Raw genomic sequence first — 21,504 nt, forward strand, 5'->3', positions numbered from 1 at the left:
GGACGCGCCGGGCCCCGCGGCGCGGCCACGGAGCCTCCACCGTTCCCCCTCCTCGCCGAGCGTGGGACGGCGAGGGTCGGTTCACTGGGCGCCATGGTCACCGTCGGCTTCCACGCCTCCCACGAGCAGATCCCGCCCGGCCCCCTCCTCGCCGCGGCCCGCCGCGCCGAGCAGGTCGGCTTCGACGCCGCCATGTGCTCCGACCACCTGGCCCCCTGGAGCGAGCGCCAGGGCGAGTCCGGGTTCGCGTGGTCGTGGCTCGGCGCAGCGCTCGCGACGACCTCCCTGCCGTTCGGCGTCGTCACCGCCCCCGGCCAGCGCTACCACCCGGCGATCGTGGCGCAGGCGATCGCGACGCTCGGCGCGATGTTCCCGGGCCGGTTCTGGGCCGCGCTCGGCTCGGGCGAGGCGATGAACGAGCACGTCACGGGCGACCGCTGGCCCACGAAGGCCGAGCGCGACGCCCGGCTGCGCGAGTGCGTCGACGTCATCCGGGCCCTCCTCGCGGGCGAGGAGGTCACGCACCACGGGCACGTCACGGTGGACCGGGCACGCGTGTGGTCGCTGCCCGACGTCGCGCCGCGGCTCGTCGGTCCGGCCGTCACCCCCGCCACGGCGCGCCGCCACGCCGACTGGGCCGACGGCCTCGTCACCGTGAACCAGCCCGTCGAGTCGCTGCGCCAGGTCGTCGGCGAGTACCGCGACGCGGGAGGCCGCGGGCCGCTCGCGCTGCAGGTGCACGTCGCGTGGGGCACCGACGACGAGGCGGCGTTCGCCGTCGCGCACGACCAGTGGCGCTCGAACCTCCTGCCGCCCAGCGTCAGCTGGCACCTCGAGACTCCCGAGCAGTACGACGCGGTCGCGGAGCTCGTGCGCCCGGAGGAGGTGCGCGGCACGGTGCTCGTCGAGCACGACCCCCAGCGGCTCGCGGACCGCGTCGCCGAGATGGTCGCGTGCGGGTTCGACGAGGTGTACCTGCACCACGTGGGACAGCAGCAGGACGCGTTCCTCGACGCCGCGGGCGAGACCCTCCTGCCCCGGCTGCGCGAGGCGTGCGCCGCCGCCACGACGGACGGCGGTGCGGCATGAGGATCCGCGACACCGGCGACCTGTGGTGGAAGAACGCGGTCGTCTACTGCCTCGACGTCGAGACCTTCATGGACTGGGACGACGACGGGATCGGCGACTTCCCCGGCCTGGTCCAGCGGATCGACCACCTCGCCGACCTCGGGGTGACGTGCCTGTGGCTCATGCCGTTCTACCCGACGGCCGACCGCGACGACGGCTACGACATCACCGACTTCCTCGGCGTCGACCCGCGCCTGGGCGACCTGGGCGACGTCGTCGAGCTCGTGCGGACCGCGCGCGACCGGGGCATCCGCGTGATCGTGGACCTCGTCGTCAACCACACGTCCGACCGCCACCCGTGGTTCCGCTCGGCGCGGCGGTCGACGTCGTCCCCGTTCCGGGACTACTACGTGTGGCGGTCCGACGAGCCGCCGTCGACCAAGGACCAGGTCGTGTTCCCCGACCAGGAGGACGGCATCTGGACGCTCGACGAGGCCTCGGGCGAGTGGTACCGGCACCGCTTCTACCGGCACCAGCCCGACCTCAACACCGCGAACCCGCACGTGCGGGACGCGATCGCCAAGACGATCGGGTTCTGGCTGGAGCTCGGCATCTCGGGCTTCCGCGTCGACGCCGTCCCGTACGCGCTGACCGACGCGGCCGCGACCCCGGGCGACGAGATCGACGACCCCCACGACCTGCTGCGCGTGCTGCGCGCGTTCGTCGGGCGGCGGTCGGGCGACGCGATCCTCATGGGCGAGGTCAACCTGCCCTACGAGGAGCAGGCGAGGTACTTCGGGGACGGCGACCCGACCGACGGCGACCCCGGCGGGGTGACGAGCAACGAGCTGACGCTGCAGTTCGACTTCAACGCGATGCAGGCGCTGTACCTGTCGCTCGCCCGCCACGACGCGACCCCGCTCGCCGGGTCGCTCGCCGCGCGCCCGCCCATCCCCCGCGACACCCAGTGGGCCACGTTCGTGCGCAACCACGACGAGCTCACGCTCGACAAGCTCACGGACGACGAGCGCGCCGAGGTGTTCGCGGCGTTCGGGCCCGAGGAGGACATGCAGCTCTACGGGCGCGGCCTGCGACGGCGGCTGCCCCCGATGCTGGGTGGCGACCCGCGCCGGCTGCGGATGGTGTACTCGCTGCTCTTCTCGCTGCCGGGCACGCCGGTGCTGTTCTACGGCGAGGAGATCGGCATGGGCGAGAACCTCGACGTGCCGGGGCGCCTCGCCGTGCGGACGCCCATGCAGTGGACCTCCGGGCCGAACGGCGGGTTCTCCCGCGCCCCCGCGCGCCGGCTCGCGGCACCGCTGCCGGGCGACGGCTACGCGCCCGAGCACGTCAACGTCGCCGACCAGCGCCGGGACCCGGAGTCGCTGCTCACGTTCGTGCGGATGCTCGCGCACCGCTACCGCGAGTGCCCCGAGCTGGGCTGGGGCGACACGGAGGTGCTCGACTCGCCCGAGCCGTCCGTGCTGGCGCTGCGCACCACCTGGCAGGACGCCTCCATGGTGACGCTGCACAACCTGTCGCCGGACCCGGTCGTCGTACGGGTGCCGCTGGGGGGCCTTCCCGACGAGGCGCGGCTCGTCGACGTCCTCGACGCGGACGACGTCGAGCCCGCACCCGACGGCAGCGCCGAGGTGCGCCTCGACGGCTACGGGTTCCGCTGGCTGCGCGTCACGCCGCCCGGGTCGCGCCGGCTCCTCTGAGCCGGCGCGGCCGGGGCGTGCGCGGGGGCGGTCGGTCGGCTGCCGGCCGGTGTCGGCCCAGGTCGTCAGCCGTGGGTCGGCTCGTCGGGACCGACGGGCCGACCCGGGGACGACGGCCGGACGGGGACGTCGGGCGACGGGTCGGCCGGCCCGCCGGGGACCGGGTCGGCGTGGCTCGGGTCGTGCGGCGGCGCCGAGGGGTCCGGGGGCGGCCCGGGCGACTTGGGCGGCTCCACCGTCGGCTCCGCCGGGGAGCCCGGACCCGTGCCGGGCTGGTCGGGGTTCGTGGTCATCGCTGCACCTCCGTGCTTCACGCGCTGCGCGCGGTCCTGAGGACGCGCACCGCGTCCCTCCTCGACGCTAGGCGCGCCCCGGCCCGCTCGCTCGCGGCCGGGCCGCCCCGCCGACCTACGCTGGGCACGTGACCTCGTTCGCCTCGGACAACTACTCCCCCGCCCACCCCGACGTCCTCGCCGCGCTCGCCGCCGCGAGCGCCGGGCACGAGATCTCGTACGGCGAGGACCCGTGGACCGCGCGCCTCCAGGACGCGGTGCGCGCGCGGTTCGGGCCCGACGCCACCGCGTACCCCGTGCTCACGGGGACGGGCGCGAACGTCGTCGCGCTCATGGCGACGCTCCCCCGCTGGGGCGCCGTCGTGGCGTCGGAGCACGCGCACCTCAACACCGACGAGAACGGCGCTCCCGAGCGGGTGGGCGGGGTCAAGGTGCTCACGGTGCCGGCGCCCGACGGGAAGCTCACGCCCGCCGCCGTCGAGCGGTTCGCGGGCGACCTCGGCGACCCGCACCGCGCGCAGCCGCTCGTCGTGTCGCTCACGCAGTCCACCGAGCTCGGCACGCTCTACACGGCGGACGAGATCCGCGCCGTGGCCGACGCCGCGCACGCGCGCGGCATGCGGGTGCACCTCGACGGGTCGCGCCTCGCGAACGCCGCCGCGGCGCTCGGCGTCCCGCTGCGCGCCCTGACGACCGACGCGGGCGTGGACGTGCTGTCGTTCGGCGGCACCAAGAACGGGCTCGCGCTCGGCGAGGCGGTCGTCGTGCTCGACCCGTCCGCGGTCGACGGCGTCGAGTTCGTGCGCAAGTCGACGATGCAGCTCGCGTCGAAGATGCGCTACGTCTCCGCGCAGCTCCTCGCGCTCTTCGAGCCCGTCGGCGACGTCGTCGCCGAGGTCGACGAGGTCGCCGACGCCGACGAGCTGTGGCTGCGCAACGCCCGGCACGCGAACGCGATGGCCGCGCGGCTGCGCGCGGGGCTCGCGGACGCCGTCGTGCCGGTCGCCGTCGGGCCCGACGGCGCCGCCCCGGGCCCGGCGTCGGGCCTCGCCTTCACCCAGCCCACGCTCGTCAACGCGGTGTTCGCGACGCTCCCGCGCACGGCGGTCGCGCGCCTGCGCGAGCGGCACCGGTTCTACGACTGGGGGTCGGGCGAGACGCCCGACCGCGTCGAGGTGCGGTGGATGTGCGCGTGGGACACGACCCCGGGCGACGTGGACGGGTTCGTCGCGGACGTGCGGGCCGCCCTCGCGGTCGCGTCGTGACCGGGCGAGGATGACGCCATGAGCGACCAGAGCCTGCCCCAGCCGACAGCCGACGACCTCGTGCACCTGCGCCGGTGCGTCGAGCTGGCCCGTGAGGCGCTGGACGACGGCGACGAGCCGTTCGGCTCCCTCCTCGTCGACCGCGACGGGGTCGTGCGGTTCGAGGACCGCAACCGCGTCAAGGACGGCGACGCCACCCGGCACCCCGAGCTCGAGATCGCCCGCTGGGCCGCCGCGCACCTCACCCCCGAGGAGCGGCGCGACGCGGTCGTCTACACGTCCGGCGAGCACTGCGCGATGTGCAGCGCGGCGCACGCGTGGGTCGGCCTCGGCCCGGTCGTCTACGCCGCGAGCACGACGCAGCTCGTGGGGTGGCTGGAGGAGTGGGGCGTCGCACCGGGACCGGTGCGTCCGCTCGCGATCGGCGACGTGGCGCCGGGGATCGCGGTGCGCGGTCCCGCGTACGAGCTCGAGGTGGAGGTCCGCGCGCTGCACGCGCGCCTGCACGGCGTCTCCTGACCGGCGTCGCCTGACGGGACCTGCCCGGCGTCGGGCACCCGGGCCCCCGCCCGCGGGGACGACGCCTTCAGGCGTCGAGCGCGTCCGCGACGGTGCGCGCGACCTCCGGGACGGCTAGGTACCCGGCGGGCCGGCCGCCGTCGAGCAGGACGGCCGCCGCGTGGTGACCCGGCGCGGCGTTCGCGACGACGAGCTCCTCGATCCCCGGCGACACCGGGTCGAGCGGGAACGCCGCGGGCCCGAGGCCGTGCAGCGCGAGCGCGTCCCGGGGGTCGCGCACCGCGACCCACCGCCGCACCGGGGCCGGCACGCGCAGCGGGGCGCGCGCGGCCAGGACGTCCCGGATCGCGCGGACGGCGAGCGGCGACCCGAGCGTGAGCAGGAGCGGCACGTCCCAGCGCTCGGCGTCGGGATGCTCGCGCAGCACGGCGTAGGCGAGGACCGACCCGAGCGAGTGCGCGACGACGACGGCGGGCCCGTCCGTGGGGATCGCGGCGGCGAGCGCGTCGTCGATCGTCGTGCGGACGGCGTCGTCGTGCAGGTACGCCCAGACGTCGCGCGCGAGCAGCACGACGACGGCGCCGCTCAGGCCCGGCACGGACCGGTCGAGCGCGGACAGCAGCAGGTTCAGCCACGCGCCGACGTCTCCCCCGAAGGCGCCCGGCCCGGCGCCCTCCGGGCGCGCCGGCACCGTCGCGCCCGCGGCGCGCAGCACCTCCTCGGCGACGGCCGCCACGAACGCGGCCTCCTCCGCGGCCTCGGCCGCGGACAGAAGGGCGTCCCCGCCGCGCGGCTCACCGACCGCGTGCACGGTGACCGGCGGCGGCGTCGCGGCACCGCCGACGAGCGCGGCGAGCGTGTCGCCGTAGTAGACGAACGCCGTGTCCGCGTCGCGCACGACGACGCCCGAGCCCGCCGCCGCGAGACCCGCGTCCAGGACCTCGGTCCACGTGCGGTCGAGCTGCTCGGCGTCGAGCCCCTGGTTGTCGCGGCCGTGGACGAGCACGAGTCGGGTCACGCGCCGAACCTACCGGCTGCCGGTGCCCCTCGGAGGGTCTACGGTCGGGCCCAGGAGCCAGCCCCCAGCCCCCGGAGACCCCCGTGAACGACCACACCCTGACCGAGCACAGCACGACCGTCGAGACCCACGTCGCCCGCCCCCCGCAGGTCGTCTGGGCCGAGCTCATGCACCCGAGCGCCCGCTGGATGCTCGGCATGAACATCGAGACCGACTTCCGGCCCGGGAGCCCCGTGACGTTCGAGGGCCACTACATGGGCCGTGAGTTCGCCGACTGGGGCACCGTCGTGGCCGTCGAGCGCCCGCGCCTGCTGCACTTCACGCACTTCTCGCCCACCATGGGCCTGCCCGACGTGCCGCAGAGCTACCACGACATCGCGATCACGCTCGAGCCCGACGACTCCGGGACGCTCGTGCGCGTCGTCGAGCGCAACATCGAGACGGCCGAGCGCGCGGAGCGCGCGCACGCCCTGTGGACGAAGGCGCTCGCGACGCTCGCGGGCCACGACTGACGCGTCCCGCCCCGCACGACGACGGGCCGGTCACCCCCCGCGAGGAGGTGACCGGCCCGTCGGCCGTCCGGCACCGGCCCGACGACGCCCCGCGCGTCAGGCGGTGCGACGGCGACGACGTCCCCGCCCGTGATCGCGAGGCCGCCGGCCGACGACGCGGTGTTCGTCAGCCGGTCATACCCCTCCGGGGGCCGCCGGGGCGCCCGGGACGACGCCCCCTCCACCGCCGCCGGGCTACCGTGGCGTCGGAGGTGTCACCTGTGACCGCTCGTGCCCGGACCACCTGGATCGTCGTGGCCGTCGTGACCGCGCTCGCCGCCGTGGCGGCCGTCGCGTGGTACCTCACGCGGCCTGCCCCTGCGCCGCAGACCTCGCCGACGGGCTCGCCGTCCACCCCGGCCGACCCGTCGCCGTCGGGCACGTCGCCGACGCCGTCCACCCCGCCCGCGGACCCCCTCGCCGGGTGGACGCTCGAGCAGAAGGTGGGGCAGCTCTTCATGGTCGGGGTCGACGTGAGGGACCCGCAGCAGGTGAGCTACGACGCGGTCTCGCGCCTGCACGTGGGCAACGTGTTCCTCGCGGGCCGCTCGCAGGCGGGCACCGGCCCGACGGCGGACCTCGTCGCGGGCTTCACGGCGCTCGTCTCCCCGGAGACGACGAACGGCACCCCGCTGTTCGTCGCGACCGACCAGGAGGGCGGGAAGGTCCAGGTGCTGCGCGGGCCCGGGTTCTCGCAGGTCCCGGCGGCGACCGACCAGGCCCGCCTCGACCCGGCGACGCTCCAGGCGGACGCGACCACGTGGGGCGCCGAGCTCGCCGCGGCGGGTGTGAACCTCAACCTGGCGCCCGTGATGGACCTCGTGCCCGAGGGGACGGCCGCGCAGAACCCGCCGATCGGGTCGTTCCAGCGCAACTACGGCTCGACGCCCGAGACGGTGACCTCCCACGCGAACGCGTTCAGCGCCGGGATGGAGGCGTCCGGCGTGGACGTGGCGATCAAGCACTTCCCCGGGCTCGGCCGCGTCACCGAGAACACCGACACCGACGCCGGGGTCACCGACGACGTGACGACGCGCGACGACGCGTCGGTCGCCGTCTTCGCGTCGGGCATCGGTGCGGGCGCGGCGTTCGTCATGACCTCGACGGCCGTCTACCCGCAGATCGACGGGACGCTCCCCGCGGCCTTCTCGCCCGTCGTCGTGGACGGGATGCTGCGGGGCGACCTCGGGTTCGAGGGCGTCGTCGTCACCGACGACGTGTCCGCGGCACAGCAGGTGCAGGCCTGGTCCCCCGCCGACCGTGCCGTCCTGACGATCGCCGCGGGCGGCGACATGGTGCTCGCGTCCGCGGACCCGAGCGTCGTCGAGCCGATGGTGGCGGCCGTCGTCGAGCGGGCGTCGAGCGACGACGCGTTCGCCGCCCAGGTCGACGCGGCCGTGCTGCGCGTGCTCGCGGCGAAGGAGCGGCTGCGCTGAGCGGTATAACTGACCGCATGGCTGCCCGTCGCCCCGCTCCCCGCCCGACGCTCGAGGCCGTCGCGGCCGTCGCGGGCGTCTCCCGCGCCACGGTGTCGCGCGTGATCAACGGCGTGCCGACGGTGGACCCGGCGATCGTGGCGGTCGTCGAGAAGGCGATCGACGAGACGGGCTACGTCCCCAACCTCGCCGCCCGGACGCTCGTCACGCGCCGCACGGGGTCGGTCGCGCTCGTCGTGTCCGAGCCGTCGGAGCAGCGCTCCCCCAGCCCGTTCCTCGAGCGGCTCTTCACCGACCCGTACATCGGGCGCGTGACGGCGGGGGCGCAGCAGGTGCTGCGCCCGCGCGACATCCACCTCGCGATCCTGCCCGCGGACCCGCCCGCGCACGACCAGGTCGTGCGCTACGTGCGGCAGGGGCACGTGGACGGCGTCCTGCTCATCACGTCGAGCGCGAGCGACCCTCTGCCGGCCCGGTTCGCGGCGCTCACGGTCCCGGTCGTGCTGTCGACGCACCTCGACGGGGTCGACGAGGCGGCCGGCGTGAGCTGGGTCGACCTCGACCAGGCCGCCGGCGGCCGGATCGCCGCCGAGCGTCTGATCGCGGACGGCCGCACGCGCCTCGCGACCGTCGCCGGGCCGTCGGACGTGCCGTTCGCGCGAGGACGCCGCGACGGGTTCCTCGCGGCCGTGCGGGCCGCCGGGCTCGCGGAGCCCGTCGTCGTGGAGGGCGACTTCACCCGCGCGGGCGGGGAGGCCGCGGCGCGCGCGCTGCTCGCTGCGCGCCCGGACGTCGACGGCGTGTTCGGCGCGAGCGACCTCATGGCCGACGGCGCGTCGCTCGTCCTGCAGGAGGCGGGCCGCCGCGTCCCGCAGGACGTGGCCGTGGTCGGGTTCGACGACTCGACGGTCGCGCGCCAGGCGCACCCGCCGCTCACGACGGTCCGGCAGCCGGTCGAGGAGATGGCGGCGGAGATGGCGCGTCTCCTGCTCGCCGCGATCGACGACCCGGAGGCCGAGGCGCGCTCGGTCCTGTTCGAGCCGCACCTCGTGGTCCGCGACTCCGCCTGACCCCCTCCCGCTGAGTGCAGGAAAGAGTCGCGGCCGGACGTCCCGACCGCGACTCTCTCACGCACTCAGCTGGGGGCGGCGTCCCGGGTCAGTGGCCCCCGCCCGCGACGAACGCGATCCCGACGGCGATCGCGGCGACCACGACGGCGAAGCACACGATCGCGCCGACCTGGCGGGGACGGGTCGCGCGCTCGACGCGCACGGTCCGGCCGTCGGACGTGAAGCGGCCGTCCGGGGTGCCGACCTCGACGGGCACGGCGCGCCCGGCGGCGAGCCGGACCCCCAGGGCGAACAGGGCGGGCAGGCCCGCGCCGACGACGAGGCCGGCGACGACGACCTTGAGCAGCGAGTCGATCTCGACGAACACGGTTCTCTCCTCCGGGCTGCCGGTCAGACGCCCGCGCGCTGGCGCGAGGCGGGCGTGGTCGGGGTGGCGGGCGCCGGGGCGGGCGCGGCGTCGGTGAACGGGTCGGCGACGTCGAGGCGGCGCTCGAGCGCGGCCTCGCGCGCCTCGACGACCTCGGACTCGAGGCCGGCGTCCACCGCGCCCTCCTCCCAGGCGTCGTTGACGTTCGTGTGGTCGACGGGCTTGCGGCGCGACGCGATCCAGATGGCCAGCGACGAGCCGACGAGGATCGCGAACACGACGACCGTCCCGGCGGCGCCCCCGATGCCGTGCTGGATGCCGTAGCAGGCCGCGCCGACGAGGCCGGCGGCCGGGAGCGTGAGGCCCCACGCGGCGAGCATGCGTCCCGCCACGCCCCAGCGGACCTTCGCGCCGGGCATCCCGACGCCGGAGCCCAGGATCGAGCCGGTGGCGACGTGCGTCGTCGAGAGCGAGTAGCCGAAGAGGCCCGACATGAGGATGACCGCGGCGGACGACGTCTCGGCCGCCATGCCCTGGCGGGTGTCGATCTCGACGAGGCCCTTGCCGAGCGTGCGGATGATCCGCCAGCCGCCCAGGTAGGTGCCGAGGGCCATGAAGAACGCGCACGACAGGATGACCCAGAACGGCACGCTCGAGTCGGCCGGGACGGCGCCCGCCGCGATGAGCGCGAGCAGGATGATGCCCATCGACTTCTGCGCGTCGTTGGTGCCGTGCGCGAGCGAGACGAGCGACGCGGAGCCGACCTGGCCCCAGCGGAACGCCCGCGTGGAGACGTCCTCGGGGACGTCCCGCGTGAGGCGGGCCACCGCCCACGTGCCGACGCTCGCGACGCCGACCGCGATGAGCGGGGCGAGCAGCGCGGGGATGAGCACCTTCGCGGCGACGCCGCTCCAGATGACGCCCTGCGTGCCGACGGCCGCGAGCACGGAGCCCACGACGCCGCCGATGAGGGCGTGCGACGAGCTCGACGGGATGCCGAGCAACCAGGTCAGGAGGTTCCAGGTGATGCCGCCCACCAGCCCTGCGAGGACGACCTCGAGGGTGATGACGTTCGCGTCGACCAGACCCTTCGCGATGGTCGCCGCGACGGCCAGGGAGAGGAACGCCCCGACCATGTTGAGGACGGCGGAGAGGGCGACGGCGGTCTTGGGCTTGAGGGCCTTGGTGGCGATGGACGTGGCCATCGCGTTGCCCGTGTCGTGGAAGCCGTTGGTGAAGTCGAAGGCCAGTGCGGTCACGACGACGAGCACCAGCAGGAGCGTCTCGGTCACGTCGTCCATGGTGCGGTCACGACCGCCGCGCGCTCGACCATCCTGTGGATTCTTCCGCCACTGTTCACCGACAGTTCATCCGGCGTTCGAAGCCCCCGTTCGAACGCCGGAGAGGCCCGCCGGCACCCGGGGCGGACGGCCCGGGAGCGAGGGGCGGACGGACCCTGGCGCGGTCACGGCGGACGGGTGCGGCGCGGCCGTCCGACCGCGTCAGACGGGGGTGCGGGCGGCGAGCTCGGCGAGGGTGTCGTCGAGGTCCTCGACGACGGTCGCGACGGCCTCGCGCTGCGTCCGCGCGCGCTCCGCGGACGCGGCCACGGCGGTGCGCGCCTCGGCGAGGTCGGCGTCGAACCGCTGCGCGCGGGACTGCGCGTCGGCACGCTGGTCGCGCGCGCGGCGCTCCCCGGCGAACCACTGCCAGGCGGCAAGACCGGCCGCGACGACGGCCACCGTGAACCACGCCGGCGAGGCGGCGATCCCGAGCACGACCCCGAGCAGGGCGACCGCGCCCGTCCCGCCGACGACGCCCCAGGAGACCCCGTCCACGGGTCGCGCGAGGAGCTCGGCACGGGCCGTCGCGGCGGGTGCCGCGCCGTCCTCGGTCGGCGTGACCGTCACGGTGCGGCCCCCGAGGCGCAGCTCGCGCGACGGCACGGGAGCCGCCGCGAGCTCCGCGGCCCGCGCGTGGGTCGCGGCCCGCAGCTCCTCGGCGACGAGAGGGCCCGCGAGCGCCGCGCGCCCGGGGTCGGTCCCGCGGGCGTCGTCGACGAGCAGGTCGACGAGCGTCCCCGCCGGGGCGTCCCACCCCGGCCCGTCCTCGCGGGGCGCGCGGCCGACGCGCTCGTCGAGCAGCGCCGCCCGGTCCAGGAGCCCGCGCTCCACGGGCGCTCCCTCGTCCACGAGCGACGCGACGACGCGGAGCAGCGCCGCGCCGGGCGCCTCGGGGGTCCCGGGCGGGAGGGGCCCGGGGGTCGGCGCGGGCACCGCGACCTCCCCCGCCACGAGCGCGCGCGACCACGCCGTCCACGACCGCAGGAGCGGGAGCGCGTCAGGAGCGGCGGCCCGACGGCGTGTGCCGGCCGTCCCGCCCGCGGCCTCGGGACTGCCCCAGGCCTCGCCCTCGGAGGGCCGCGCGGGCAGGGACGGCGCCTCCTCCAGGAGCCGGGCGCGCCAGCGGCCGCGCGCGTCGTCGTCGAGCAGCGCGACCCGCTCCGCGAGGGCGCGGCGCACGACCTCCACCCCGTCGCCGCCGAGGTGGCCGGCCGCGGCCGCGACCCACAGCGCACGCTCGGCCCCGGTGACGCCCACCTCGTCCGGCGCCTCGCCCGCGCCGGGCGACGGCTCGGGGGCGCCGTCGGCGCTGCCCCAGCCCGCGGCCGGCAGGGCGGGCGCGTCGAGCACCCACGCCGTCCACTCGCGCGCGAGCCCCGGCTGCCCGACGAGCGCGCACACCGCGACGAGGTACGTCGCGGCACGACGGCGGTCGCGCAGCAGGGCCTCCTCGGCCGCCTCGCGGTCGAGCCGCCCGGCGGGGAGCTCGGCGACCGCGAGCGCGGCGGGCACGAGCCAGTAGCCGGGCACGTCGACGAGGTCCGGGGAGCGCCGCAGGTGCGACACGTCGCCCTCCCCCGTGACGACGGCGCTCGTCAGGGCGCGCGCCGCGTCGCGGGCGCGGCGCGCGGGCGTGAAGAGCGCGAGCTCCTCGCGGACCTCGCCGAGCTCGATGAGCGCGTTGACGAGGCGCGTCAGCACCTCGACGCGGCTCGACAGGTCGCCCTCGAGCGACCGCAGGCGCCGGTGGAGCGACGCCTCGCGGGACCGCGCCATCGCGGCCTGGGCGGCAAGCTCGTCGGACAGGGCTCGCATGTTGCCCTGGTCGCTGCGCCAGGAGCTGTACGTCGACATGCGCGCGAGCGTACTCAGCGGGTCGGCGCTGTCGAGGGGGAGAACTCCCCCGGCGTGGGCCCGTCGGTGCGGGGCACCGGGGTGGGCCGATGGCGCGGGGCGCAGCCGCGCCGTCAGCGACGCGGGCGCATGAGGGGCGGGTCGAGCACCGCGGGCACGCTCGCGGGGGCGTCGTCCGGGTCGGGCGCGCCCAGGTCGGGCGCGGTGCCCGGGAGCGGGCCCGGCGCCGGGCGCGCCGCCCGGTAGAGCGCCGCGGGTCGCCCGGTCCCGCCCGACGTCGTGCGGCCCGTGTCCTCGAGGAACCCCGCGGTCGTCGTGGCCTTGCGGGAGAAGTTCCGGGGGTCGAGCCGCACGCCCCAGACGGCCTCGTAGACGCGCCGCAGGTCGGCGACGGTGAACTCGGGCGGGCAGAACGCCGTCGCGAGCGCGGAGTACTCGAGCTTGGCGCGAGCCCGCTCGACGCCGTCGGCGAGGATCCGCGCGTGGTCGAACGCGAGGCCGGGCCCCGGCCCGTCCTCGAGCAGGGGCTCGACGGGGTGCCAGGCGGCTCCCCCGGCGTCGGACCCGGCGTGCACGACGCCGAACTCGGGCGCGAGCAGGAGGTACGCGACCGAGAGGACCGGGCCGCGCGGGTCGCGGTCGAGCGGGCCGTACGTGCGGAGCTGCTCCAGGTGCCCGGGCGGACGGACGCCCGTCTCCTCCGCGAGCTCGCGGCGAGCCGCCCGGGAGAGCCGCTCGCCCGGCAGCACGAACCCGCCCGGGAGCGCGAGCGCGCCGCGGAAGGGCTCGACACCGCGCTCGACGAGGAGCACGTGCAGCGCGTCATCGCGCACCGTGAGCGCGACGACGTCGACCGTGACGGGCAGCAGGGCCGCGCCGGGCGGGACGTCGGGGGCCGGTGCGGCGGGTGCGCTCATGGGCCCATCGTCGCACATTCGCGTCAGGTTGACGAGAACCCGTCCGCGACCTACGCTCGTTATCGTCAGGTTGACGAAAACAGATCGGAGACGACCATGGCCACCATCCGCACCTACCCGTGGACGCGGCACTTCCTCGGGAGCCCCACCGGGCACGTCGTGCACCTGCACCGTGGGCGCGTCGCCCACGAGGGCGTCGGCCAGGCGTTCTGGTTCCGGCCCACGACGTCGGTCCTCTCCGAGGTCCCCGTCGACGACCAGGAGCTCCCCGTCTTCTTCCACGCCGTGACCGCCGACCACCAGGACGTCACCGTGCAGGCCGGCGTGACGTACCGGTTCGCCGACCCGGTGACCGTCTCGCAGCGCCTCGACTTCGCGGTCGACCCGGGCAGCGGCGAGACGAGCACCGCCGGGCGCGACCAGGTGACGAGCATCGTCGGGCGCCTCGCGCAGAGCCGGGCCACCGACGCGCTCGCCGCGATGCCCCTCGCCGACGCCCTGACGAGCGGCGTGCCGCGCGTGCGCGACGTCCTCGCCGAGGCGCTGACCACCGACCCGCGCCTCACCACGACGGGCATCGTCGTCATCGGCGTCCAGGTGCTCGCCGTGCGGCCGGAGAAGGACGTCGAGCGCGCGCTCCAGACGCCCGCGCGCGAGCACGTGCAGGCCGAGGCCGACCGCGCGACCTACGAGCGCCGGGCCCTCGCCGTCGAGCGCGAGCGGGCGATCGCGGAGAACGAGCTCGCGAGCAAGATCGAGCTCGCGACCCGGCGCGAGCGCCTCGTCGCCCAGGAGGGCGCGAACGCGCGGCGCGAGGCCGAGGAGAAGGCGGCTGCGGCCCTCGTCGACGCCCGGGCGACCGCCGAGCGCGCCCAGCTCGCGACCGACGCCAAGGCGGAGCAGGTGCGCGTCGTCGGCGCGGCCGAGGCCGCCGCCGAGCAGGCTCGCATGGACGTGTACGCGAGCGCCGGGCAGGGCACGCTCCTCGCGCTCGCGCTGCGCGAGGCGGCCGGGTCGTTGCCCGACGTGCAGAACCTCACCATCACGCCCGACCTGCTCACCGGGGTGCTGTCGACCCTGGCCCGCGGGCTCGGCCCCGACGGCGGGTCGCCCGCCGCGGCGCCCGGGAAGGCGGCCTGACGATGCTCCGGCGACGTGCCGTCGTCGTGCACCGGCGCACCGAGCTCGACGACCTGCTGGACCGGCACGGGACGCGCGGCCAGGCGGAGTTCTTCCTCCGGTCGCGCGGCCGGTCGCTGGCCGAGGTGCAGGCGCGGCACGACGCCCTCACCGCCGCGCGCGACGCCGTCGTGGCCGCGCTGCCCGCGGGCTGGGCGCGCGTCGACGTCGAGCGCGCGGACCTGTCGCGGTTCCTCGTCGCGCCCGAGGACGTGGTGGTGGTCGTGGGGCAGGACGGCCTCGTCGCGAACGTCGCGAAGTACCTGCACGGCCAGCCGGTCCTCGGCGTCGACCCGGAGCCCGGCGTGAACGTGGGCGTGCTCGTGCGGCACCAGGTCGCGGCGGCGACGACCCTCCTGCGCGGGCTCGGGAGCGACGCCGAGGCGCCGGGCGGCGCGCCCGACCGGGTGGCGGTGCTGCCCGTCGACGCCCTGACCATGGTCCGCGCCGACCTCGACGACGGCCAGCACCTCACCGCGCTCAACGAGGTGTTCGTCGGGCACCCCAGCCACCAGAGCGCGCGCTACACGCTGCGCTGCGGGGCGGGCGAGGAGCGCCAGTCGTCGTCGGGCGTGCTCGTCGCGACGGGCACGGGCGCGACGGGCTGGTGGGCGTCGCTCGCGCACGACCGCGGCGGGCGGCGTGCCCCGGGGCGCACCGAGCACCGGCTCGGCTGGTTCGTCCGCGAGGCGTGGCCGTCACCCGCGACGGGTGTCTCGCTCACCGAGGGCGTCGTCGAGGAGGGGGCCGACGTCGCGCTCACCGTCGCCTCGGACCGGCTCGTCGTGTTCGGCGACGGCGTGGAGGACGACCGCCTCGTCGCCTCGTGGGGCCAGACGGTCACCGTCCGCACCGCCGACGCCCCGCTCCGCCTCGTGCGCCCCTGACCGATTTCACCCGGGTGATCCGTCGGGACCACGAGGGTCGATGGGTAGCATCGCAGCGGTCACGGGATCCCCATGACTCCCCCCTCCCGCGGGCCTGGCCTGCGGGGACGCCGACCCCACGAGCCCACCGAGGTCCCCGCCATGAGCACGCCCATCGCCTTCACCGACAACGTCCGCGACCTGTCGAACGCCGGGGGCTACCAGTTCGAGTTCCGGTGCGAGCGCTGCGGCAACGGCTACCGCTCCGCCTACCGGACGGACGTCGTCGCGAAGGGCAGCAGCCTCGTCCAGGCGGCGGGCCGGTTCTTCGGGGGCAAGGTCGCCGACCTCTCCTACGCGGCGGGGTCGTGGGCCGCGGACCGCCAGACCAACTCGCAGGCGAAGGACAAGGCGCTCGACGCCGCCGTCGGCGAGGTGCGCGACGCGTTCCGCCAGTGCCACGGGTGCGGCGACTGGATGTGCCACGAGGTCTGCTGGAACGACGTCGTCGGGCAGTGCGTGCGCTGCTCGCCCAAGCAGGTGGAGGAGCTCGCCCAGCTCCAGGCCGAGGCCCGCCGGTACCAGGTCCAGGAGCAGCTCCGCACGACCGACCTCGTCGGCGGCGCGGACCTCCGGACGGCCGCCGTGACGCGGTGCCCGTCGTGCGCCGCGAAGGTCGACGGCGGCAAGTTCTGCCCCGAGTGCGGCGAGCGCCTGGCGCAGGTCGCCGCGTGCCGCGAGTGCGGCACCTCGAACGCCGCGGGCGCGCGCTTCTGCGCGGAGTGCGGCAGCCCCCAGACCGTCTGACCCCCAGCCGCCGAGCATGCGGCCACCGCCCGTCCGGGACCTCGGACGGGCAGTCACCCCATGCTCGCGGCCTGGTACGGGGTCAGTCTCCGTGTCGGGGGTCGTTCTGGTCTTGCTCGCGCCGGCGGCGGGCGCGGAGCACCGCCTCGCGGCGCTCGCCGATCGCGTCGCTCGTCAGGCTCGTGAGGCGGTCCTGCGCGGCGCGCGCCTCGGCGCTCTCCGCCTCGACGCGCGCCCGGTGCTCGGCCGACTGCGGGCGAGACCGGACGACGCGCGGGCCGTCGCGCATCACGTACCCGTCGGCGTGGCGCTCGAGCCACCGCTCGCGCCGCGCCGCGCGCGCGCGCTCGCGGTGGAACCGCCAGTCCCACCGGCGCCGCAGGGCCACCACGGACCACGCGGCGAACGGCACCGCGGCCACCAGCAGCGCGACCCGCCAGCCGGGCGGCAGCGCCGTCGACGCCCCCGCGCTCGCGAGCACCCACGCGACACCGGCCGGGACCGCGGCCCCGGCCTCGCGGCGGTCGGGGTGCCAGCCGCAGACGGCGAGGCGCACGAGCGGGTCCGTGAGCCGCGAGCGCCGCTGCGGCTGGAGGGGCACGGGGAGCGGCCCGGGCACGGGCGGCCCGAGGGTCGTGCCCGGCGCGACCCGGCTCGTGAACGACAGCCGGTCGCCCCGGGACGACGGTCGCAGCGCCCGCCCGGCGTGCACGAACGACAGCGCGGCGAGCGGCCAGACGGCGCACGACAGGTACCACGCGACCGGGCCGGCGAGCGCCACGGCGACCGGCGCGAGGACCGCGAGCCGCCCGAGCACGGCACCCGGCGACGCGACGAGCTCGGCCCAGGGCTCCTGGTCCTGCGGCGGCGCGAGCAGGCCGTACGCCGCGGGCGCGAGGTACAGGCCGAGGAGGGCGAGCGCGACCGCCGTCCCCGCGAGCCCGACGGCGAGGTACCCGACCGGGCGCAGCAGCAGCGCGGCCCTCCCGGGCGGCGTCGCGTCGCGCGCCGTCCGCGGGTCGGGCGGCACGGTCTCGTCGGTCATCGCTCCCCCTCCGCCCGCGGCCTCACGCCTGCGCGCACGTCACCGGTCGGCCAGCCCGAGCACGTCGAGCACCCACGCGTCCTCGTACGCGACCTCGCGCCAGCCCTCGTAGCGGCCCGAGACCCCGCCGTGCCCGGCGTGCATCTCGATCTTCAGCAGCGCGGGCGCCCCCGCGGCGCGCAGCCGCGCGACCCACTTCGCGGGCTCGACGTAGAGCACGCGCGTGTCGTGGAACGACGTCACGGCGAGGATCCGCGGGTAGTGCGACGCGTCGTCGGGCACGTTCTCGTACGGCGTGTACGTGCGCATGTACCGGTAGACGTCGGGGTCGTGCAGCGGGTCGCCCCACTCGTCCCACTCGACGACCGTGAGCGGGAGCGACGGGTCGAGGATCGAGGTGAGCGCGTCGACGAACGGCACCTGCGCGAGCACGCCCGCGAAGAGCTCGGGCGCGAGGTTCGTCACCGCGCCCATGAGCAGGCCGCCCGCCGAGCCGCCCTGCGCGACGAGCCGCTCCGGGCTCGTCCAGCCCGCGTCGACGAGGTGCCGCGCGACCGCGACGAAGTCCGTGAACGTGGTGCGCTTGGCGAGCGTCTTGCCCTCGTCGTACCAGCGGCGCCCCATCTCGCCGCCGCCGCGGACGTGCGCGACGGCGAACACGACCCCCCGGTCGAGCAGCGACAGGCGGGAGATCGAGAACCCCGGGTCGATGCTGATCTCGTACGACCCGTAGCCGTACAGCAGGAGCGGCGCCGGCTCGGCGCCCGTGCCCGTCGCGTCGAGCCCGACGGCGTCCCGCCGCCACACGAGCGACACCGGCACCTGGGTGCCGTCCTCGGCCGTGGCCCACTCGCGGCGCTGCACGTAGTCCGCGGCGTCGTACCCGCCGAGCACGGGCTGCTGCTTGAGCAGCGTGAGCTCGTCGGTCTCGACCCGCAGGTCGTACACGGTCGACGGCGTGACGAAGCTCGTGTACCCCAGCCGGACGTTCGGCTGGTCCCACTCCGGGTTGGCGCCCAGCGCCGCGGTGTACAGCGGCTCGTCGAACTCGACCTCGTGCACGTGCCAGAGGTCGGCGGTGGGCGCCGGGGTGTCGCCCGTGCGGATCGGGGTGGGCAGGCCCGCGGGCCGCGGCGGCTCGGGGCTCGCGAGGTCGATCACGCCGACCCGCGACAGCGCGTCGCGCCGGTAGGAGACGACGAGGTGCCCGGCGAACGCGTCCACGCCCTCGAGCCGTGTCGCAGGGTCGTGCGGCACGACGACGGTCGCGTCGCCCGGCCCGGCCGAGACACCGACGCCGGCGACGCCGGGGAGGCCGGTGACGACGAGCTCGAAGTTCTCCGCACCGTCGTTGTGCAGGACGAGCAGGACGTCCCGCCCCTCCCCCGCCCCGCCGAGCACGGGGTCGGCGGTCGGGAACCACGTGCTCGGGAGGACGGCGTGCTCGACCGTGTACTCGACGCCCTCGCGGCGCGGCCAGACCACGCGCGCCTCGCCCGTCGGGTCGTCGGCGTCGATCAGCCACGTCTCGGACGTGATCTTCGAGCCCACGTCGATCTGCACGAACCGCTGCGAGCGCGAGACGCCGACCCCGACCCAGAACCGCTCGTCCGGCTCCTCGAAGACGACGACGTCCTGCGTCGCGGGCGTGCCCACCTCGTGGCGCCACACGCGCCAGGGCCGCCACGCGTCGTCGACCGTCGGGTAGAACACGTACCGGCCGTCCGGGGAGAAGACGGCGCCCGGGAACGTGCCCGGGACCTCGTCCACGAGGTCGGTGCCGGACTCCAGGTCGCGGATCCGCAGCGTGAACCGCTCGTCGCCGACGACGTCGACCGCGTACGCGAGCCGCGCCCCGTCGACCGAGACGTCGAACGAACCGAGCGAGAAGAACTCGTGGCCCTCGGCCTCGACGTTGTCGTCGAGGAGCACCTGCTCGCCCGGCACCGGCACGCCCGGCTCCAGCACGGGCGGCACCCAGGCCGACGGCGCGTCGCTGCCGAGGCTCGCGTCGATCGGCGCGCGGGCCCGGATCGGGTACTGCGACCCCTCGACCGTGCGCGCGTAGTACCAGTACGCGCCCTGGCGCACCGGGACGGACAGGTCCGTCTCGAGCGTGCGCGCCCGGATCTCCTCGAAGATGCGCTCGCGCAGCGGCTCGAGGTGCGCGAGGCGCGCCTCGGTGTACGCGTTCTCGGCCTCGAGGTGCGCGACGACCTCGGGCGACTCCTTGTCCCGCAGCCACTCGTAGTCGTCGTCGACCGTCTCGCCGTGGTGCGTCCGCGGCGACGGGCGGCGGGGCGCGACGGGCGCCTGCGGCGCCTCGGCCGCCTCGGGCTCGGGAGCGGACGGCATGGCGGGCTGCGTGCGGTCGTCGGGCATCTCGCCAGGGTAGTGCCGCGGCCCGGCGGCACCAGCGCACCGGCGTCCGGGAGCGTCAGCCGAGGAGGGCGACCGACCGCCCGTCCCAGCGCAGGAGCCGGCCCTGCGCCGGGAGGAGCCCGCCCCAGCCGCCGTCGAGGTCCTCGGACCACAGGACCGCGCCCGACGACAGCTCGAGCGCCACGACGCGCGAGCTCGCCCCCGTCGCGGGGTCGACCAGCACGAGGAAGGCGCACCGCCCGTCGGTGAACGCCTGCGTCACCACGACGCCGTGGCCGCGCTCGCCCGCGAGATCGTCCACGAACCGCGACCACGTCTGCTCGCCCGACAGCGCGTCCAGCCCCAGGACCGTGCTGGCCGTCCCGACGACGGCCGTGCCCTCCGCGACGACGTACACGGCCTCCGGCACGCGCGCGCCGTCGAACGTCCACAGGCGCGCGCCGTGCTCGTCGTAGGCGCGCAGGGCGATGCCGTCGCGCACGAGGAGCACGCCCGGAGCGGGGTCGTCGGTCGCCTGGGGGTCGAGCACCTCGCCGGGCACGTCGAGGAGCGGCGTCCCGTCCGGGTCGAGCACGCGGTCGGCGCGCAGGGCGCCGTCCGACCCCTGCCGGTCCGCGTCCAGGAGGAACCGCCCGCCCGCGAGCGGGACGACGCCGTCGGTCGGGACGTCCGGGTCGTCGAGGCGCTCGCCGTCCGGCAGGAACGACGCTGCGACGCCGCAGCCGCCCACGTCGACCAGGGTCTCCGTCGCGACGAGCAGCAGCCGCTCCGGGTCGACCTCCTCGCCCCCGGTCTCGGCGTCCCACGACGTGCACGACCACGGGACGTCCTGGAACGGCAGCTCGTGCCGCCAGCGCACCGTCCCCGTCGCGGCGTCCTCGACCGTCACGACGACGTCCCGTCCGGCGACGCCGTCGACGGACTCGCCCGCGCCGGGGTCGACGGCGACCGGCGCGCCGCGCGGCTCGCCCGGCTCGCCCACGCGCTCGGCGCGCACGAGGCCGCCGTCCGGGCCGGGGACGAGCAGCGCCCCCGCGATCTCCGTCTGCCGCTGCCCCACGACCCGCCCGCGGCCGTCGATCACCGTGACGGTCGCGGTGCCCGCACCCGGCCGGGGCGGGGGGCTGACGTCGTCCCAGGACGGCGTGACCCCCGACCCGGCGACGCACACCACCGTGCGTGACGGCACCCCCGACCGCTCCCACGGGCTCCACGACCCGCACACGGCCTCGTCGCCGCCGACCGGCACGCGCCACGCCTCGGCGCCGCTGTCGAGGTCGAGCGCGACCGCCTCGTCGCCGTCCACCGTGACGAGGAGGCCGGGGAGGAAGGCCGTCCCGCGGTCCGCGGCGGCGGGAGCGCGCCAGCGCTCGGTCGGGGCCGCGTCGAGCACGCGGACCGCGCCGCGCGCCGTCTCCAGCCGCTCCTGCGCGTCCCGGCCGGTCACGGCGTCGACGACGAGCATCCCGCCGACGACGAGCACGACCACGCCCGTCGCGACCGCGGCGGCCACGACCCGACGGCGGCGGCCGGGCGCGCGCGGCGGCGCCCCTGAGCGTCCGGGCGGAGCCCCGGCCGGGAGCGCCCCCGGACCCGACGCCTCGGGCGGCGGCGCTCCGGGGGGCGGCGCTCCGGGGGGCGGTGGGAGGGTCGTGCCGCGCGGCACGGCGTGCGGGCCGGCGAGCAGCACCGGGTGCGGCGCGTCGAGGAGGTCGAGGTCGTCGTCGGCCCCGACCGTGTCGACGAGCTCGAACGTCCGGCGGTCGTCACCGCCGTCTCCCCGTCGGAGCGGCACTCCCTCAG

19 protein-coding genes are annotated in these 21,504 nt (G+C 76.5%); 10 read left to right on the forward strand and 9 right to left on the reverse strand.

What is annotated here, in order from left to right; translation table 11 throughout:
• Window positions 1-93 precede the first annotated feature (93 nt).
• Both ABIE39_RS07710 and ABIE39_RS07715 read left to right on the forward strand, forming a co-directional pair.
• Complete coding sequence (locus tag ABIE39_RS07710) at window positions 94-1,089, forward strand: TIGR03885 family FMN-dependent LLM class oxidoreductase (protein ID WP_354051175.1); 996 nt, start codon at window positions 94-96, stop codon at window positions 1,087-1,089.
• The gene (locus tag ABIE39_RS07715) at window positions 1,086-2,789 is read left to right on the forward strand and encodes an alpha-amylase family glycosyl hydrolase (protein ID WP_175009705.1); all 1,704 of its coding nucleotides are present in this window, start codon (window positions 1,086-1,088) and stop codon (window positions 2,787-2,789) included. Before ABIE39_RS07710 ends, ABIE39_RS07715 begins: the two co-directional genes overlap by 4 nt.
• Window positions 2,790-2,854: 65 nt before the next feature.
• On the opposite strand, the gene ABIE39_RS07720 is transcribed toward ABIE39_RS07715, so the two are convergent.
• Window positions 2,855-3,082: a hypothetical protein gene (locus tag ABIE39_RS07720; RefSeq protein ID WP_354051176.1), complete on the reverse strand. Its 228-nt coding sequence runs from the start codon at window positions 3,080-3,082 to the stop codon at window positions 2,855-2,857.
• A gap of 128 nt (window positions 3,083-3,210) precedes the next feature.
• Here ABIE39_RS07720 and ABIE39_RS07725 point away from each other — a divergent pair, with 128 nt between their 5' ends.
• The gene (locus ABIE39_RS07725; RefSeq protein WP_354051178.1) at window positions 3,211-4,347 is read left to right on the forward strand and encodes a threonine aldolase family protein; all 1,137 of its coding nucleotides are present in this window, start codon (window positions 3,211-3,213) and stop codon (window positions 4,345-4,347) included.
• A gap of 18 nt (window positions 4,348-4,365) precedes the next feature.
• A complete protein-coding gene (locus ABIE39_RS07730) occupies window positions 4,366-4,866 on the forward strand; it encodes a nucleoside deaminase (RefSeq protein WP_108047213.1) in 501 nt (166 codons plus the stop codon).
• 67 nt (window positions 4,867-4,933) lie between these two features.
• Here the strand turns inward: ABIE39_RS07730 and ABIE39_RS07735 are convergent, their stop codons facing one another.
• Window positions 4,934-5,884, reverse strand: coding sequence for a hypothetical protein (locus tag ABIE39_RS07735; RefSeq protein ID WP_354051180.1), 951 nt, complete (start codon window positions 5,882-5,884; stop codon window positions 4,934-4,936).
• Between the two features lie 83 nt (window positions 5,885-5,967).
• On the opposite strand from ABIE39_RS07735, the gene ABIE39_RS07740 reads away from it, so the two are divergent.
• The 3 genes from ABIE39_RS07740 (at window position 5,968) to ABIE39_RS07750 (ending at window position 8,941) form a co-directional block, all read left to right on the forward strand.
• The gene (locus tag ABIE39_RS07740) at window positions 5,968-6,396 is read left to right on the forward strand and encodes an SRPBCC family protein (protein WP_232322684.1); all 429 of its coding nucleotides are present in this window, start codon (window positions 5,968-5,970) and stop codon (window positions 6,394-6,396) included.
• Between the two features lie 260 nt (window positions 6,397-6,656).
• Window positions 6,657-7,871, forward strand: a complete 1,215-nt coding sequence (locus tag ABIE39_RS07745) for a glycoside hydrolase family 3 N-terminal domain-containing protein (protein ID WP_354051182.1) — start codon at window positions 6,657-6,659, stop codon at window positions 7,869-7,871.
• Window positions 7,872-7,888: 17 nt separating this feature from the next.
• On the forward strand, window positions 7,889-8,941 hold the full coding sequence (locus ABIE39_RS07750) for a substrate-binding domain-containing protein (protein WP_175009709.1): 1,053 nt from the start codon (window positions 7,889-7,891) through the stop codon (window positions 8,939-8,941).
• Between the two features lie 88 nt (window positions 8,942-9,029).
• On the opposite strand, the gene ABIE39_RS07755 is transcribed toward ABIE39_RS07750, so the two are convergent.
• The 4 genes from ABIE39_RS07755 to ABIE39_RS07770 all read right to left on the reverse strand — a co-directional run bounded on the left by ABIE39_RS07755 (window position 9,030) and on the right by ABIE39_RS07770 (window position 13,422).
• Entirely contained in the window at window positions 9,030-9,308 is a 279-nt protein-coding gene (locus tag ABIE39_RS07755; protein WP_209828987.1) for a hypothetical protein, read from the reverse strand.
• A 23-nt stretch (window positions 9,309-9,331) separates the two neighbouring features.
• Window positions 9,332-10,609, reverse strand: a complete 1,278-nt coding sequence (locus ABIE39_RS07760; RefSeq protein WP_209828989.1) for an inorganic phosphate transporter — start codon at window positions 10,607-10,609, stop codon at window positions 9,332-9,334.
• A gap of 201 nt (window positions 10,610-10,810) precedes the next feature.
• On the reverse strand, window positions 10,811-12,505 hold the full coding sequence (locus tag ABIE39_RS07765; RefSeq protein ID WP_354051185.1) for a hypothetical protein: 1,695 nt from the start codon (window positions 12,503-12,505) through the stop codon (window positions 10,811-10,813).
• A gap of 113 nt (window positions 12,506-12,618) precedes the next feature.
• Window positions 12,619-13,422 (reverse strand): NUDIX hydrolase, encoded by an 804-nt coding sequence (locus tag ABIE39_RS07770; protein WP_354051187.1) that lies wholly within the window; start codon window positions 13,420-13,422, stop codon window positions 12,619-12,621.
• A 96-nt stretch (window positions 13,423-13,518) separates the two neighbouring features.
• Here ABIE39_RS07770 and ABIE39_RS07775 point away from each other — a divergent pair, with 96 nt between their 5' ends.
• The 3 genes from ABIE39_RS07775 to ABIE39_RS07785 all read left to right on the forward strand — a co-directional run bounded on the left by ABIE39_RS07775 (window position 13,519) and on the right by ABIE39_RS07785 (window position 16,274).
• Complete coding sequence (locus tag ABIE39_RS07775) at window positions 13,519-14,562, forward strand: SPFH domain-containing protein (RefSeq protein ID WP_354051189.1); 1,044 nt, start codon at window positions 13,519-13,521, stop codon at window positions 14,560-14,562.
• A 2-nt stretch (window positions 14,563-14,564) separates the two neighbouring features.
• The gene (locus tag ABIE39_RS07780) at window positions 14,565-15,488 is read left to right on the forward strand and encodes a diacylglycerol kinase catalytic domain-containing protein (RefSeq protein ID WP_354051191.1); all 924 of its coding nucleotides are present in this window, start codon (window positions 14,565-14,567) and stop codon (window positions 15,486-15,488) included.
• Window positions 15,489-15,629: 141 nt separating this feature from the next.
• Window positions 15,630-16,274, forward strand: coding sequence for a zinc ribbon domain-containing protein (locus ABIE39_RS07785; RefSeq protein ID WP_354051193.1), 645 nt, complete (start codon window positions 15,630-15,632; stop codon window positions 16,272-16,274).
• A gap of 82 nt (window positions 16,275-16,356) precedes the next feature.
• Here the strand turns inward: ABIE39_RS07785 and ABIE39_RS07790 are convergent, their stop codons facing one another.
• The 3 genes from ABIE39_RS07790 to ABIE39_RS07800 all read right to left on the reverse strand — a co-directional run bounded on the left by ABIE39_RS07790 (window position 16,357) and on the right by ABIE39_RS07800 (window position 21,496).
• Window positions 16,357-17,319, reverse strand: coding sequence for a hypothetical protein (locus ABIE39_RS07790; RefSeq protein WP_354051194.1), 963 nt, complete (start codon window positions 17,317-17,319; stop codon window positions 16,357-16,359).
• 39 nt (window positions 17,320-17,358) lie between these two features.
• Window positions 17,359-19,674, reverse strand: a complete 2,316-nt coding sequence (locus ABIE39_RS07795) for a S9 family peptidase (protein ID WP_354051247.1) — start codon at window positions 19,672-19,674, stop codon at window positions 17,359-17,361.
• A gap of 82 nt (window positions 19,675-19,756) precedes the next feature.
• The gene (locus ABIE39_RS07800; protein WP_209828998.1) at window positions 19,757-21,496 is read right to left on the reverse strand and encodes an outer membrane protein assembly factor BamB family protein; all 1,740 of its coding nucleotides are present in this window, start codon (window positions 21,494-21,496) and stop codon (window positions 19,757-19,759) included.
• Window positions 21,497-21,504 lie beyond the last annotated feature (8 nt).

Origin of the sequence: Cellulosimicrobium sp. 4261, assembly GCF_040546915.1 — a bacterium.
Taxonomy (GTDB): domain Bacteria; phylum Actinomycetota; class Actinomycetes; order Actinomycetales; family Cellulomonadaceae; genus Cellulosimicrobium; species Cellulosimicrobium cinnabarinum.